14 protein-coding genes, 1 tRNA gene and 1 pseudogene are annotated in these 14,574 nt (G+C 44.0%); 8 read left to right on the forward strand and 8 right to left on the reverse strand.

From position 1 onward, the window contains the following. Positions 1 to 29: 29 nt before the first annotated feature. The 3 genes from trmY to thiD are packed head-to-tail and all read right to left on the reverse strand — an operon-like array spanning position 30 to position 3,382. Positions 30 to 644, reverse strand: coding sequence for a tRNA (pseudouridine(54)-N(1))-methyltransferase TrmY (gene trmY, locus CUN85_RS09700; RefSeq protein ID WP_135390130.1), 615 nt, complete (start codon positions 642 to 644; stop codon positions 30 to 32). 20 nt (positions 645 to 664) lie between these two features. Beyond that, positions 665 to 1,969, reverse strand: a complete 1,305-nt coding sequence (locus CUN85_RS09705) for a DEAD/DEAH box helicase (protein WP_135390131.1) — start codon at positions 1,967 to 1,969, stop codon at positions 665 to 667. Between the two features lie 48 nt (positions 1,970 to 2,017). Further along, positions 2,018 to 3,382 (reverse strand): bifunctional hydroxymethylpyrimidine kinase/phosphomethylpyrimidine kinase, encoded by a 1,365-nt coding sequence (gene thiD, locus CUN85_RS09710; RefSeq protein WP_135390132.1) that lies wholly within the window; start codon positions 3,380 to 3,382, stop codon positions 2,018 to 2,020. A 248-nt stretch (positions 3,383 to 3,630) separates the two neighbouring features. Here thiD and CUN85_RS09715 point away from each other — a divergent pair, with 248 nt between their 5' ends. The 3 genes from CUN85_RS09715 to purF all read left to right on the forward strand — a co-directional run bounded on the left by CUN85_RS09715 (position 3,631) and on the right by purF (position 5,568). Then, positions 3,631 to 3,849, forward strand: a complete 219-nt coding sequence (locus tag CUN85_RS09715) for an LSm family protein (protein ID WP_135390133.1) — start codon at positions 3,631 to 3,633, stop codon at positions 3,847 to 3,849. A gap of 96 nt (positions 3,850 to 3,945) precedes the next feature. Beyond that, positions 3,946 to 4,116 carry a 50S ribosomal protein L37e gene (locus tag CUN85_RS09720; protein WP_135390134.1) on the forward strand — a complete coding sequence of 57 codons (171 nt, stop codon included), beginning with the start codon at positions 3,946 to 3,948 and terminating at the stop codon, positions 4,114 to 4,116. A 33-nt stretch (positions 4,117 to 4,149) separates the two neighbouring features. Continuing rightward, positions 4,150 to 5,568 (forward strand): amidophosphoribosyltransferase, encoded by a 1,419-nt coding sequence (gene purF, locus CUN85_RS09725; RefSeq protein ID WP_135390135.1) that lies wholly within the window; start codon positions 4,150 to 4,152, stop codon positions 5,566 to 5,568. A 360-nt stretch (positions 5,569 to 5,928) separates the two neighbouring features. Here purF and CUN85_RS09730 read toward each other — a convergent pair. The 3 genes from CUN85_RS09730 to CUN85_RS09740 all read right to left on the reverse strand — a co-directional run bounded on the left by CUN85_RS09730 (position 5,929) and on the right by CUN85_RS09740 (position 9,255). Next, positions 5,929 to 6,003: transfer RNA gene (locus CUN85_RS09730), tRNA-His, on the reverse strand. 120 nt (positions 6,004 to 6,123) lie between these two features. Then, positions 6,124 to 6,903, reverse strand: a complete 780-nt coding sequence (locus tag CUN85_RS09735) for a sulfide-dependent adenosine diphosphate thiazole synthase (RefSeq protein WP_135390136.1) — start codon at positions 6,901 to 6,903, stop codon at positions 6,124 to 6,126. 27 nt (positions 6,904 to 6,930) lie between these two features. Continuing rightward, positions 6,931 to 9,255 carry a sensor histidine kinase gene (locus tag CUN85_RS09740; RefSeq protein WP_135390137.1) on the reverse strand — a complete coding sequence of 775 codons (2,325 nt, stop codon included), beginning with the start codon at positions 9,253 to 9,255 and terminating at the stop codon, positions 6,931 to 6,933. 151 nt (positions 9,256 to 9,406) lie between these two features. Between CUN85_RS09740 and CUN85_RS09745 the strand changes: the two genes are divergently transcribed. Together CUN85_RS09745 and CUN85_RS09750 are read left to right on the forward strand one after the other, a co-directional pair. Continuing rightward, on the forward strand, positions 9,407 to 10,534 hold the full coding sequence (locus tag CUN85_RS09745; RefSeq protein ID WP_135390138.1) for an AAA family ATPase: 1,128 nt from the start codon (positions 9,407 to 9,409) through the stop codon (positions 10,532 to 10,534). An 87-nt stretch (positions 10,535 to 10,621) separates the two neighbouring features. Continuing rightward, on the forward strand, positions 10,622 to 10,840 hold the full coding sequence (locus tag CUN85_RS09750; protein WP_328591260.1) for a hypothetical protein: 219 nt from the start codon (positions 10,622 to 10,624) through the stop codon (positions 10,838 to 10,840). A 2-nt stretch (positions 10,841 to 10,842) separates the two neighbouring features. Here CUN85_RS09750 and CUN85_RS09755 read toward each other — a convergent pair whose 3' ends face one another. Further along, entirely contained in the window at positions 10,843 to 11,787 is a 945-nt protein-coding gene (locus CUN85_RS09755) for a ribonuclease Z (RefSeq protein ID WP_135390140.1), read from the reverse strand. Between the two features lie 222 nt (positions 11,788 to 12,009). Here CUN85_RS09755 and CUN85_RS09760 point away from each other — a divergent pair, with 222 nt between their 5' ends. Genes CUN85_RS09760 through CUN85_RS09770 form a run of 3 tightly spaced genes read left to right on the forward strand, consistent with a single transcriptional unit; the run spans position 12,010 to position 14,132 of the window. Continuing rightward, entirely contained in the window at positions 12,010 to 12,384 is a 375-nt protein-coding gene (locus CUN85_RS09760; protein WP_135390141.1) for a 30S ribosomal protein S8e, read from the forward strand. A 42-nt stretch (positions 12,385 to 12,426) separates the two neighbouring features. Beyond that, the gene (locus tag CUN85_RS09765) at positions 12,427 to 12,918 is read left to right on the forward strand and encodes an Lrp/AsnC family transcriptional regulator (protein WP_135390142.1); all 492 of its coding nucleotides are present in this window, start codon (positions 12,427 to 12,429) and stop codon (positions 12,916 to 12,918) included. Between the two features lie 38 nt (positions 12,919 to 12,956). Beyond that, positions 12,957 to 14,132: an aminotransferase class I/II-fold pyridoxal phosphate-dependent enzyme gene (locus CUN85_RS09770; RefSeq protein ID WP_135390143.1), complete on the forward strand. Its 1,176-nt coding sequence runs from the start codon at positions 12,957 to 12,959 to the stop codon at positions 14,130 to 14,132. A gap of 260 nt (positions 14,133 to 14,392) precedes the next feature. Here the strand turns inward: CUN85_RS09770 and CUN85_RS13160 are convergent. Further along, positions 14,393 to 14,574: pseudogene (locus CUN85_RS13160) on the reverse strand (hypothetical protein); the annotation flags it as partial.

The raw sequence follows: 14,574 nt of genomic DNA on the forward strand, positions 1-14,574 counted from the left end.
ATGATTGCCACGAAATGGTTGACCTCTAATTAATCCTTTTTGGGTTGCGGCTGCTCAAGCCTGTCCAGCTCGTTCAGGATAATAGTTATACAATGGTCTGAATGGAGTGAAAGTGGTCCGATGGATAATGTTGCGGAGCTATCGCGGCTTATGATATCTTCCTCTTCGTCAGTGACTCCCATGTGATCCCCGAGAACGAATACAGCATTCTGCGCTAAGCCATTAATCTTTCCAATATCCTCTCCGTCTTCCCTGAGATAGTATATATTCCTCTTTTCCTCTCTGAATTCTTTTATGAGCTTTTCCAACCCTCCGCGGCGGATCCATACTCCCGGGGTAGAACGTGTCTCATAATCAGTTGCATCCTTCTCAAGTGCCTTTTTGATCAGTGAGCCACTGCTTCTTTCGTCAGGATTCAGGTATCTGAGTTCTTCTCCGTTAAAACGGACGATCTTACCCGGGTCAGGTTCTCCAAGCAATACCAGATGCACATTTATGTCCCGCCTCATTCCGTGCGAAAGAAATAGTGCAGAATTTATACATCTGCAAAGTATGTCCATACGTCCGGCCGAACCCGGCAGGTCGTTAAGAGAAAAATCTCCAGTTGTCAATGCCTTATGGCCTATTATCACAAAATCTTTCATTTATGTATCTCCAGAATCGTTCAGGGCCTGTTCTTTCCTTCCTTAAGTAGTAATTTTGCAAGGGATGCAGCAATTTCTCTGTGACTAATTCCTTCAGCAGCAAGCTTTTCGACCCATTCGTCATATCGTTGAAGATTTCCTGACCTGATGCTCATTCTGACCCTGTCTGCTACCTGAGCTTCCTTTACCTTCTCTACATCCTTAACAGAAGGTATCTCCCTTGGAACGATTTTTGTTTTTGTATGCCTTTGTATGGATGTTAACTTACCAATTTCGTTCTTTGACACAAAGGAATAGGCTGTCCCGGGTCTTCCCGCCCTTGCGGTCCTGCCGATTCTGTGAATGTAGGTCTCGATCTCCTGGGGCAGATCATAGTTCACAACCGCTTCTATATTATCAATATCAATGCCTCTGGCTGCAACATCTGTTGCAATAATGATATTGATCTTCTCTTCCTGTAAATTACCAATGGTCTTCTCCCGACGCTTCTGCTTGATATCTCCATGAAGGGTCTCCACAGCATGTCCGCGGGATCCCAGTTTGATATACAATTTATCTACTTCTTTGATCGTGTTACAGAAAACAAGGGCCAGCCTGATGTTCTCAACATCTATCAGGCGGTGCAGGGCCTCTACTTTCATATTGTCTTTCATTTCGTAGTAGTATTGCTTCACTTCGGGCACTGTCATCTCTTTCCCCGTAATCTTTATGTGTTGCGGACTTTGCATGTATACATCAGTGATACGAAGTATGGGTTTTGGCATAGTTGCGGAAAAGAGGAGGGTCTGTCTTTTCTTCGGAGAAAGGTCCAGTATCTTCTCAATGGCCTCTCTGAATCCCATCTTGAGCATTTCATCAGCCTCGTCAAGGATCATTGTCCTAATATTGTCCATTTTTATATGCTGGCGTTCGATATGGTCAATTATTCTTCCGGGGGTACCAACAACTATCTGGACGCCATTCTCCAGGTCTTGTGTCTGTTGTCCCATGGAACGTCCTCCATAAACTGCTGTTATGCTTAATCCCTTTTTGTACTTTGAGATGCCTGCAAGTTCTTCTGCTACCTGGTTTGCCAGTTCTCTGGTAGGACAGAGTATCATTGCCTGTGTGAGTTCAGTATCCTGGTCTATAAGTTCTGCAAGTGGTATCCCAAAGGCAGCTGTCTTGCCGGTGCCGGTCTTTGCCTGACCTATTATGTCCTTTCCTTCCATTATCAGCGGGATGGCCTGACTCTGGATCTCAGTCGGTTCCAGATAGCCCATCTCCCTGATACTTCTTATTGTCTCTTCGGAAAGATTTAGGTCTTTGAATGTCTTATTTTCCATTTTCGTTCACTCTTTGGTGCAACACTTATGCAATACATATTTTCGTTGCTAATTGTCTGCAGGTATGGCATGTTCTGTCTGTATCTTCTTATACCTTTCAGATATGCTAATGGCAATACTTGTGACATTTCTTGCGTTTTTACCGAGGACCCTGATCATGGGCTCCTTGCCGGGTCCCCCTTTGTCATATATTATGTCAGGTACACTTCCGTGCCGTTCGATGGCATTGCAGGTGCCCCAGTCCATCGTCTGGGCTTTTTCAGGCTCATCCTTCCTGTCGAAGGAAGATGTGCTCAGGTCCATTTGCCTGCATATTTCTATAATTCCTTCTGAATACCTCACATTCACGGCAGCCCTTATCCGGGAATCGTAATTCATTGCTGCCAGTATTATGCGGGCAACATGGCTGCTTGCTCCAAAGTCGATATTTCCGACAACCTCTGGCAAACCCCTGAGCCGGACGATCCTTCCCTCAACAGCAGCAACATCGGCTTTATCCTTTGCATCGGGGATGGCCATTGCAATATTGGATCCCACTTCCGGGATAAGGTATCCGAAGCTGTCCGAGGAACTGATAATTCTGGCTGCCTCTTTGAGATCTTCCAGGACTGCATATCTCCCTGAATCCGATAGCATTCCTGCCAGCGGGTTCACGGGTCCAACACCTTTTCCGACCGTTTTGCTTCCCTGGATGGCCCTGATTATGAATTCTTTTGCATTCCTGGCAGCTTCCGGCAGACTCATTCCCTGTGCAAGGAAGCATGTAAGTGAAGCTGAATATGTACATCCTGAGCCATGGGTCCCTCCCCTTACAAAATTTCCAGGGATTACAGTGAATTCCTGAGTTTCACTTTCATAAACGACATCTGATGCATCAAGATGGCCTCCGGTGACAATGACTGCTTTGACACCTGTCCCTGCGATCGCCCGGGCAGCATTCTTTGCTTCCTCAATATTTGTGATCTTCATGCCGGACAGTTCCACAGCTTCACTGATGTTGGGCGTGACAACATAACTTAGAGGCAGAAGATCTTCTTTTAGAGTTGCTATTGCTTCTTTTCTGAGCAGGGCCCCGCCGGCTTCTGCAGCCATTACGGGGTCCACGACAAGTTTGATGCCGTACTTACTGACCATCTCAGCCACAGTTGAAGTAATGCCCGGTGAGGATAACATTCCTGATTTTGCCCATTCTATGTGCATATCACTGCAAACCGCATCTATCTGGTTCCTGATGACTTCTTCCGGAAGATCAAAGGCACTCAGGACTCCCATGGTGTTTTGTGATGTGACTGAAGTAATGGCGCATGTTCCATGCGCTCCCAGTGCCGAGAAGGTTTTGATGTCTGCTTCTATGCCGGCGCCACCTCCGGAATCCGACCCTGCGATCGTCATTACAACAGTTACCTTTGTCATATGAATTCTCCTTTTGCTACTTCCTGCTTTGATCTTATAATGATGCTGGCTTAAAGACTTGTAAGTTAAATAATAGTTGGTCGTATAGAAAGGCAATTCAGTTCAGATATTTTCCTCAAAACGTCTCTTTACGATAGTTTTATATACTGTATTCACACCAATGGTGCATCACAAGACGTATATGTACGCAGACAAATTAGATACGTGAAATTATAGTTATTCGAATTTATTTAATGAAGGCAAGTAATATGGGAAATAGACCTCTTGATATATTGAACAATGCTTTGAACACTCCTGTGATCGTGAGACTAAAAGGTGCAAGAGAATTTAGGGGCAAACTTCAGGGTTACGATGTTCACATGAACCTTGTACTTGACGAAGCGGAAGAACTGAAAGAAGGAGATATCCTGAGGAAGCTGGGTAGTGTTGTTATCAGAGGTGATAACATTGTCTACGTTTCCCCCTGAAACGAACGTAAAATATAAGAACTAATAGCCATATCAGGTGTCATTCCAACCGGTATGCGATTATATTTATAAATTCAAGTCAAAAGGTGATAATAAATGTCAAAAGGTACTCCCTCAATGGGTAAAAGGCAAAAGCGCACACACGTAAAGTGCAGGCGCTGTGGTAGTGTCTCACTCAATATTCATACAAAACAGTGTACTTCCTGTGGTTTCGGGAAGACACCTCGCATGAGAAGTTACCAGTGGCAGGCAAAGTGCAAATTTTAACTGCCCGTTTTTTTTTACACACCCGGGATTAAAATGCGTGAAGAATGTGGTGTTGTGGGTGTGGTCAAATATGGTGATGAATCACATCCTGTACCGGCTGCACTTCAGATGTATTATGCCATGTATGCATTACAGCATCGAGGGCAAGAGTCCTCGGGTATAACTGTCTATGATGGTAAAGAAGCCCACTCTATCAAGGGTATGGGGCTTGTACCTGAGGTCTATAAAAAGAATGATCTTCTGGGGCTCAAAGGCAAAGTGGGTATAGGCCATGTGCGTTATTCCACAACGGGTGATTCCAGGATTGAGAACTGCCAGCCTTTCATTGTCAAATACAAGAGTGGCAGTGTTGCAATAGCCCATAACGGTAATCTTATCAACGGTCCTGAACTTAGAAAAAAACTTGAAACAGAGGGTCATATCTTTGTTGCAAGTTCGGACACCGAGGTCATAGCACATCTTCTCGTGAAAGAACTTCTTAAATACGACTCAGTAGTAGCGATAAGCAACGTGATGAAGCAGTTGAACGGTTCTTATTCACTGACTATTCTTATAGATGATGTGCTTATAGCTGTAAGGGATCCATTTGGATTCAAACCTCTATGCATAGGCACCATCGATTCGGGATATGTTGTGGCTTCGGAAAGTGTGGCCATCGATACTTTGAATGGAGAACTGCTCAGAGATGTCAAACCTGGAGAGCTGGTGATGTTCCTTGACGGTGATATTGAATCACACCAGCTTTTCCACGAAGTCAATTCTGCACATTGTGTTTTCGAATATATCTATTTTGCACGTCCGGATTCTATTATAGATGGCAGGCTTGTTTACAAGGTGAGAGAACGGATAGGCGAGAGGCTTGCAAAGGACTATCCTGTGGACGCCGACATGGTCTCTCCTGTGCCTGACTCGGGAATCACTTCTGCAATAGGTTATGCCCGTGAGTCCAATATCGACTATGAAGAGAGCCTCATGAAGAACCGTTATATAGGGCGGACCTTTATTTTGCCCGGGCAGGCTATGCGTGAGACTGCAGTTCGCCTTAAGATGAATACTATTGCTGAGAACATTAAAGACAAGAGTATAATTCTTATTGACGATAGTGTTGTAAGGGGAACGACCTCCCGGCGTATTATTGATATGATAAAGAAAGCAGGTGCCCGGGAAGTTCATGCCCGGATCGGCAGCCCTCCTATAGTTGCTCCGTGCTATCTGGGTATAGATATGGCCTCAAGGGATGAGCTGATAGCGGCTCACAAGACAACAAAGGGTGTTGAAGCTGTTATAAATGCAGATTCTCTCGGATATCTGAGCATCGAAGGTCTGGTGGATTCGATCGGATTCGATAGGGATGACCTCTGTATTGGTTGCCTGACAGGAGCTTATCCTGTTGATATACCGGGAGAGAAGATGTGTAATCGAAGACAACTGAAAATCCATGAGTTCCAGTAGTTATGCAAAAATCCATATAATTCAGTGTAGTTGTCCGTCCGTTATATTTGCAACATAATACACTGGGAAACTATACTAATATACAGGCTCATTTGTTGTCTATTTGTATAAATTCTTCATTTACAGGGCTTGTACCAATTTTGTGGTATTTTTCTTTTTTTTGTCTATGTCTGACCTGCAGGTTAAATGAGACCAGGGACCAATATATTAGAATTTATTAGTTAACTTTTTCCGGTTTCGGTAATGGCCTGAATTCCGGTGCAAAGTCAAAAATTCACTTTTCAAGATTTTTAAATATGTAATATAAAACTAATTATAATATGACTAATTAATAAATCGATGAAAATAAAAACTGATAAATGGGGCCGGGACCGAGAATCGAACTCGGATCGTAGCCTCCACAGGGCTACAGGATAACCGCTACCCTACCCCGGCTTGAAGAAGGTGCGTTTGCTTGAAAGCACCCTATAGATGTCCGTTTCTTAGATAAACTTTTCCTTTGAAAAAGCTTGGAACTGCTGGAAATACTATGGAATGGATGTCCTGGTATCAGGTTTATTTTCCAAGCTTTTCGATGGCAATTTCGGCAGCTTTTTTTCCTGATAGCATCATGCCGCCAAATATTGGTCCCATCCTGGGGGCGCCTGCAACTGCATTTGCTGCCATGCCGGTGACTATGAGTCCGGGGTAGACTTCTTTTGTTGTCTCCATAAGGATGCGCTCACCTACATCAGCCCACATTGGTTTTTCACCTATGACTCCGAGTTCTCCCATCTGTGCACCGGGTATCTTACGCTGAATGGTACTGCAGATGGCTGCATCATGTCCTGTGCCGTCAATGACAAGTTTTGCACGGATGGCAAGGGGGTCAACATGAAGACGGCTCATGGATACGGGTCCCCAGTTTATGACAAGGCCACATACTGCATCGTTCTCACGTATCATTACATCTTCTACATCTATCAGGTTGAATATCTCTGCACCTGCCGCTGTAGCGCCGGTTATGAGCCTTCCCACGGATTCTATGGAGCTTGCAACAAAGTAACCTTTCTCATATTCGTGATAGTTGATATTAAAGTCATCCAGGATGTTTTTTGCCTCTTCCTGCACAACGATTCGTGGGAACATCATTCCTCCGCCCCACATCCCTCCTCCTATGGAGAGTTTCTTTTCAAATATCACAGTCTTCACTCCTGCATCGGCCAGATACCTGGCAGCAACCAGGTTTGCCGGTCCTCCTCCGACAAGTGCGACATCAACATCCGTATAATCAAGGAATGTCCTGGTATATTCCTCTACTATAGCCCTTGTAATAACGAGCTCATCCAATTCCATTCAAACGCCTCTTAATCATTATCAGAATTATGGTCTGATAGGAGACATCTGCCTTAAAGATTTTGGGGGTAAACTCTCTTGCGTCAGAGTGTCTTCAGGCACAGTTTGATCTGTGTTATTGTAAGCTTTCTTTAAATTGATCCAGAATCTGCTACCCTGTCCCTCTGGATTATCTTCCACTCCGACCTCACTTTCGACTATCTCGGCTATCCTCTTGACAATCGCAAGTCCCAGTCCCGTTCCTTTGACGCCTTTTTTGTTGACACGTTTAAAACGATCGAATATGAGCTCCTTGACATCATCAGGTATGCCTTCGCCGGAATCAGTAACATTTACCTTCCAGTAATAATTTGTGTCAACTATATCTATTGTTATCAGTGCGCCCTCAGGGCTGTATTTAATTGCGTTGGAAATAAAATTAGCGAAGATCTCCTCTATGATCGGGTTAATCATGGAATAATAGGTCCCATTTGCTCTCAGTTCAAGTGTCATCTGCTTGTCCTCAAGGCTATGTTCGAACTGTTCGACCACATTCCTTAGTATTGCACCTATGTCCATCCTTTCAAGGCGGATCTCTTCAATAGATTCAAGTTTGGCGAACTTGGCAGCAATATCTATCATTTCGATCAGTTTATCGTTATTGCGCTTTATACTGTTAACCATATTTTTCTTTTTTTCGTTGTCTTCAAGCTCCAGAAGAAGATCTGTAAATCCCCTGATGTTGCCGGCAGGATTTAACAGATCATGTCTCATGATATCCGTGAAGAGGTCTTTAAGTTCGTTGGAATAACGAAGTTCTTCTTCGAACTTCTTTCTTTCACTGGTGTCCATGGTAGTGCCTGCAAGCCTGGAAGGCTCACTGTCGCCTGTCCATTCAACCACTTTCCCGCGGCTGAGTATCCACTGCCAGTTACTATTTTTGTTCTGCATCCTGAACTCTGACTCAAAGAAAGGTGTTTTCTCACTGAGGTGGAGGTCGATATTATCCTTTACGGATGGCAGGTCCTCGGAATGGATCATGTTCATCCATGAGCCAAAATCCGGTCTGATGTCACGTGCCTCATAACCTACCATCTCTGCCCATCTTTCATTGTAGATAAGCTCATTTGTATGGATGTTCCAGTCCCACATACCCAGGTCCGCACCTTTGAGTGCTAACTCCACCCTCTCCTGTGTGTTTTTCAGGATCTCCTCTACTTCCTTGCGTTTTGTCACATCACGTACTATTGCGAGTGCATAGCTTGTGTTCTCGTGGTCTGTGAACGTAACGTTTATCTCAACAGGTATGGATCTGCCTTCCTTTGTGGTTATCGTTTTGTCAATGTCAAGGAATCTGTTCCCGCATATGTCCTGTATCTCTTTTTCCCAGAAACGACTCCCAAGCATTTTTTCAGCTTTATCTCCAGACATTTTCAGAATTTCCTCTCTGGAATAACCCAGCTCGTAGCAAGCTGTTTTGTTCACATCGATAATGATGCCTTTTACAGAATCGATCACAAAGATAAGGTCATTCGATTTATCGATCAGGTTCTTGAAGAGGCTGAGGTCACTCAGGAAGAATTTATGCTGCATAGCCATTCCGACGAGTTCTGACAGGATCTTCAGAGTTTGCTTCCACTCATCGCTGCTTTCTTCCGGAATGTCCGGATTTTCGATGCTAATGAACCCTATTATCCTTTCGTCAATATCTATGGGGACAATGATCAGTGAATGAATGCCATGATCCTTCATTATTTCTTTTTCCCTTAATGCGTGGCCTGAAAGAGTATTAATGTCTGCAATCGACAGTATTGCTTTTTCATTTATTCTTTCGGCCATCCAGGGATAACCGGACATGTCCTGATTCTTGAACATCATTTTCCTGTTCTGCGGATTCTCACGGCTCCAGTAAGACTGGATATGAAATGAATTTCCATCCTTGCCAAATAGTACGAGATAATCACACTCGCAATTGCAGAAATTTCCTGTTCTCTGCAGCGTTTCTCTTATTGCCCTGTCTACATCCTTCGGAGCAATGAACAATGATATTAGCGAAGTGAGAGTGGTCTCTATCTTTGAATTCTGTTCCACCAGATTCTCTACTTCTGCTTTTTCATCCTTGAGTTCACGGATCTTTTCCTCCAGTTCCAGGTTCATCTTGTCAATACGGGAACTTGCGTATATTATAACTGAAAAGGTCGCGGCTATCAGGACGGAACTCAGGACTATCATGTCCGTTTCGTCAGTTAGTATAAATGATGCTACTATGATTATTCCAAAGACGCATACGATAAGAAAGAATACACTATTGGCAAGGTTCGGAATCTTCATGTGCGCATCCTTTTTCAGGCGCTTAATTGCAGAACTATCCATATTTATACAATTATATTATATCTTAATATATTTATATATTGTCAATATAGTATTTTATTGATGTAGGTGTTTTAAAAAGTGTGTATCTGAAGCTTAAGGGTTAAGTTTAATATTGCTTCGATTCATTTAAGATATAATATACCTGAAAGGGATGATATTCATCGTAAGGACTGTTCAAAAAGTAAATACTAAAGTGATCAGGGATCCCAGTAAGAACCCTGTTGAAAGTACCGCCGAGTTTCTGGTTCTTGAGCCCGCAGGTTATCCTATGGCCAGTGTTCTGGAAGAGTATCCGGAGATCGAGAATCCGGGTGTGTTCGAACATTATGCCCGGGAGCAGTGGGATGGATTCGTTGCCCGCAAGGGTGAATATCTGTTCGACAAGCGAATGTATCCGGATTTTGCTTACCGGATCACAGAAGTGCAACCTTGTGAATCTGTAATTGGACTCAAGACCAAGATTATAGTGAAAGATTTAGTGGTCAGCAGTGCGCCTACTGTCGAATTCACAAGTGATGTCTTTTTCGATGATGTGATCGGACAGCACAGCGCAAGGCGAAAATGCAGGCTTATCGAACGTTTTCTGGAACAGCCTGAAATGTTCGGACGCTGGGCGCCAAGGAACGTGCTCTTTTTCGGACCTTCCGGGACTGGCAAGACCATGTTTGCCAAGGCTCTTGCGAACAAGACCCATGTCCCTATACTTCCGGTCAAAGCTACTGAACTGATAGGGGAGTTCGTGGGTGAAGGTGCTCGTCAGATACACCAGCTCTATGAACGTGCGCAGGAAATGGCTCCGTGTATTATCTTCATTGACGAACTGGATGCTATTGCCCTTGACAGGAGGCATCAGGAATTGCGTGGAGATGTGGCCGAGATAGTCAATTCATTACTTACGGAAATGGACGGGATTGTCGAACGTCCGGGTATTTGCACAATAGGGGCTACCAACCGTAATGATACGATCGATCCGGCTGTACGCAGCAGGTTCGAAGAGGAGATAGAGTTCACCCTGCCTGATGAAAATGAGCGTCTTGCAATACTCGAATCGAACATAAAGACATTCCCGATCCCTGTAAAAGATGTTAATCTTAAAGTCATCGCAAAGATGACAAAAGGGCTTTCAGGAAGGGATCTTGTTGGTAAGGTGCTCAAAACCGCACTTCATAATGTTATCATTGAGGACAGGGAAAATGTTACTCAGGATGATCTGCGTACCTCTGTTAAGAAAATAATGAAAGTCCAGACAAAATTGGATCCTGAAAGCCTGTACATTTAAGGATCATCTTTTTAAATCTGACAACTATATCGGTGAGACATGTCTGAGGTAAAGGAATCTGATAGGTTTGAGTGTGTTATTATTAACGTGATCGACTCCCTCATGTGGAAAGGAGTTGTTGTCGAAGAGACTCGGTCCGGAGGGCGCGTATATTTCGGAAAGGTCAAGCAGGAAGGCTTCAGTTATGGCCCCGGTGACACTCTATACATAGGCGTGAAATCTCTTCCTTACGGAATTGAGGAGATGAAAACAGAAGTTTCTCTCTACGATGCAGACGACCGGAAACTGGACTGGACTTTCCTCTGAACCTATCTGTTTGTTTTGTTTTTGAATTCAGTTCTATCCTGATATGGTACTTCGATCTCCATCATGTCTTCGGCGACAGTAACATTCTCAAAGACCGCTTTTGCTTCTTCAAAAAGGGGTGTTACGTCGTCCGAGTACCTGGAACTGATGTGAGTCAGTATGAGTTGGCGGACATTTGCTTTCTTTGCGAGGTTAGCTGCTTCTTCAGCAGTCGTGTGCATTGATTCGATGGCCCATTCTTGTTGATCTTTTGCCAGTGTAGCGTCATGGATGAGAATGTCGGCATCCCTGCTTGTTTCCAGTATGGCGTTGCATGGACGTGTATCTCCGCTATAGACTATCTTCCTTCCGGGACGTGACTGTCCCACAACTTCTTCTGGCAGGATTGTTCTTCCATTGATCTCTATAGCTTCACCTCTGTGTAGTCTGGAAAAGAGTGGTCCCGGAGGTACGCCAAGCTCAGTCGCCTTCTCACGATTGAACTTCCCGGTACGCTTTTCCTCAACAAGAGCATAGCCAAGACTTGGTACACTATGTTCTGTTTTGATAGCCTGTATCGAGTATCCCTCTCTTTTGATAATGTCTCCTGGCTCAAGATCGACCCCCTCTATCTCAAAGTGCAGTTTATAGTATCCCAGTGCACTCAATATCTGTACAAACTCATGCACGTGGTGCGGCCCGTATATTTTGAGAGGTTCCGTCCTTCCGTGGAATGACATTGTCTGTATCAGTCCTGGTATGCCAAGTATGTGGTCGGCATGGAAATGCGATATGAATATGGAGGTCAGGGCCTTCATTCCTGTTTTTGCCCGCATCATCTGCTGTTGCGTTCCCTCTCCGCAGTCAAAGAGCATGAGCTCGCCGTCACGATTGACCATTACGGCCGAGGTGTTTCGGTTAGTTGTTGGAAGAGATCCGGCTGTCCCTAGAAAAATTACACGAAGCATGGGTTCTATTTAGTTATTGGGATATTTATTAATTGCTTTACAAATGTATATTATTTCAATAAAACAGGTCTCTTTGTTTTACTATGTGATGCTATTTTGTAAGGGGTGGCAATGAAATCGTTCGAAAAGTTCATATACAATCTTATTATTAATGGTACGTCCATAAGTCATATTTAGTTAGAACAAAATCAAGTTCATTTTTCACAATCAAGAGGATATATCATGAAATGGCAAGGCAGATCCAGAAGAACATATACAGGCGCCAAGATAAGGGCAGCCCGTGGTAAGAGAAAATTCGAATTAGGACGTGAGTCTGCTGACACACACGTAAACGAGACCAAGAGGAAGAACATATCCACAACAGGTGGTAACCGGAAGGTCAGACTTTTGCAGTGTAATGTTGCAAACGTTACCGATTCACAGGGAAAGACCCGGAGATCAGACATTGAAACAGTTGTTGGCAATGCTGCAAGTGAACACTACGTCAGGCGTAATATCCTTACTAAAGGTTCAGTAGTAAAGACCGCTCTCGGCAATGCTAAGATCACAAGCCGTCCTGGCCAGGATGGTGTGGTGAACGCAGTATTGATCGAATGATCTGAAATCTCATCTTTTTTTCGTTATAATGGGTTGCTGAATATGGATGGAAAAACGCGTCATATCCTGGAATGCCTCGAGGCAGATGCGAAGATCTCACATGAAAAAGTTGCAACCCTGACGGGTATTCCTGTTGAAGATGTTAGCAGGATGGTCGGGGAAATGGAGAATAACGGTGTCATCCGTAAATACAAGACCGTTATCGACTGGGACCTTGCAGGTGATGAGAATGTATATGCTATAATCGAACTGAAGGTCAGCCTTGAGCGCAGGCTCGGATATCAGGCTCTTGTGGAACGACTTTATAAGTTCCCCGAGGTCCGGTCTGTGAGACTGCTTTCCGGGCAGTATGATCTCTCCCTCACCGTATCCGGAAGATCAATGAAAGAAGTTGCTTTCTTTGTTGCGGAGAAGATATCCACTCTTGATCAGGTGCAGCATACTACAACTCACTTTGTCCTTAAGACCTATAAGGAGGATGGAGTGATTCTTCATGAGCAGGATCATGTTGCGCGTTTACCTGTCACTCCTTAACTCATGCCTGAAAATTATGGATAAAGGAAGTCTGATGTATGAGAAGAACATGCCGCCCATCCGGATTCATTGCGAATGTAATGAAACAGGTGCCCCCTTCAGGAATCCGTCGCTATTTCGATCTTGCGTCTGAAATAGATGATGCGATCTCTCTTGGCGTAGGTGAACCGGATTTTGTCACACCCTGGCATATTCGAGAGGCATGTATCCATTCTTTAGAATGCGGAGAAACCTCTTATACATCCAATTATGGTCTCCTCGAACTCCGCGAGGAGATCTCAGGTTCGTTCTCAGGTAAATATAACGTATCTTACAATCCCGATTCCGAAATACTGGTAACATCCGGTGTCAGTGAAGCCCTTGATGTTGCTATTCGTGCTATTACAAATCCGGGTGACGAGATTATAATACCTCAGCCATCCTATGTTGCCTATGTGCCTTCAGTAATGTTTGCCGGGGGGGTGCCTGTTCCGGTCATAACTGGTATTGAGAACAATTTCAGGCTTTTGCCGGAAGATCTTGAGGCGGTCATCACTGACAAGACCAAGGCTTTGATTCTTAATTACCCGAATAATCCCACCGGTGCTACTATGGGCCGGAAGGACCTTGAAGGTATAGCTGATGTTGTAGCGGAACATGATATCATGGTTATTTCTGATGAGGTCTATGACTGCCTTACTTATAATGGCAATCACACATGCTTTTCTTCTCTGGAAGGGATGCGTGACAGAACAATATTGCTCAACGGTTTTTCCAAAGCATATGCAATGACCGGTTTCAGGTTGGCATTTGCCATGGCTTCCAAAGAGATCATTGCTTCCATGATGCTTATCCACCAATACTGTATGCTCTGTGCGCCTATAATTGCTCAAATCGGAGCCATCGAAGCACTCCGCAACGGCAGCTACGAAATGGAGCGCATGGTGCGTGACTACGACCGACGCCGCCACCTTATCGTCAGTGGATTGAACAAGATTGGTCTCGACTGCTTCGAGCCCAAAGGTGCTTTCTATGCTTTCCCGTCAGTCCAGAATACCGGATTAAGCTCCGCAGAGTTTGCCGAACGCCTGCTCTTCGAGCAGAAAGTGGTCACAATCCCGGGCAATGTATTCGGGAAAGCCGGAGAAGGCTTTTTGCGCTGTTCCTATGCTACTTCAAAGGAAGAGATAGAAGAGGCACTTGATAGGATAGGGGCATTTGTGGACGGGCTGTAAGCTTCTTGTGAACTTCTTCTAAGTAGCTCGAGAGATATTTTTTAGATTGCGAACAGAATACGCACGATCACTTTTTTGGAATTACAATTTTGAGCACGTAGTACGTTTTTATTGTTGCCGTTGGATGGGAATCAGTAATTTCAATTGTCTTAACAATCCTTTTTTCCTTTGAAAAAATTGCCTATGATTTATATATGAGAATATTATTATATCTATAAGTTTATCTCTCCTAATACTAACAGAACTTAATAATTTAGAACTTAGTGAATGTCAGAATTATAGTGTCTGGTTGGGTATAATATAAATGTTAAATGTGGCTCTGTAGAAATCCTCATTTGAATCAAACAAACAATTTTGGCATACCTGCCAAGGTTGTTTACTATTAGCTTTATTTTAATCTCTTTTACCTGATTCCAGTGCTTCCTAGCCTTTATTTCCTCAC

This window comes from Methanolobus halotolerans (assembly GCF_004745425.1).
GTDB classification, from domain to species: Archaea; Halobacteriota; Methanosarcinia; order Methanosarcinales; family Methanosarcinaceae; genus Methanolobus; species Methanolobus halotolerans.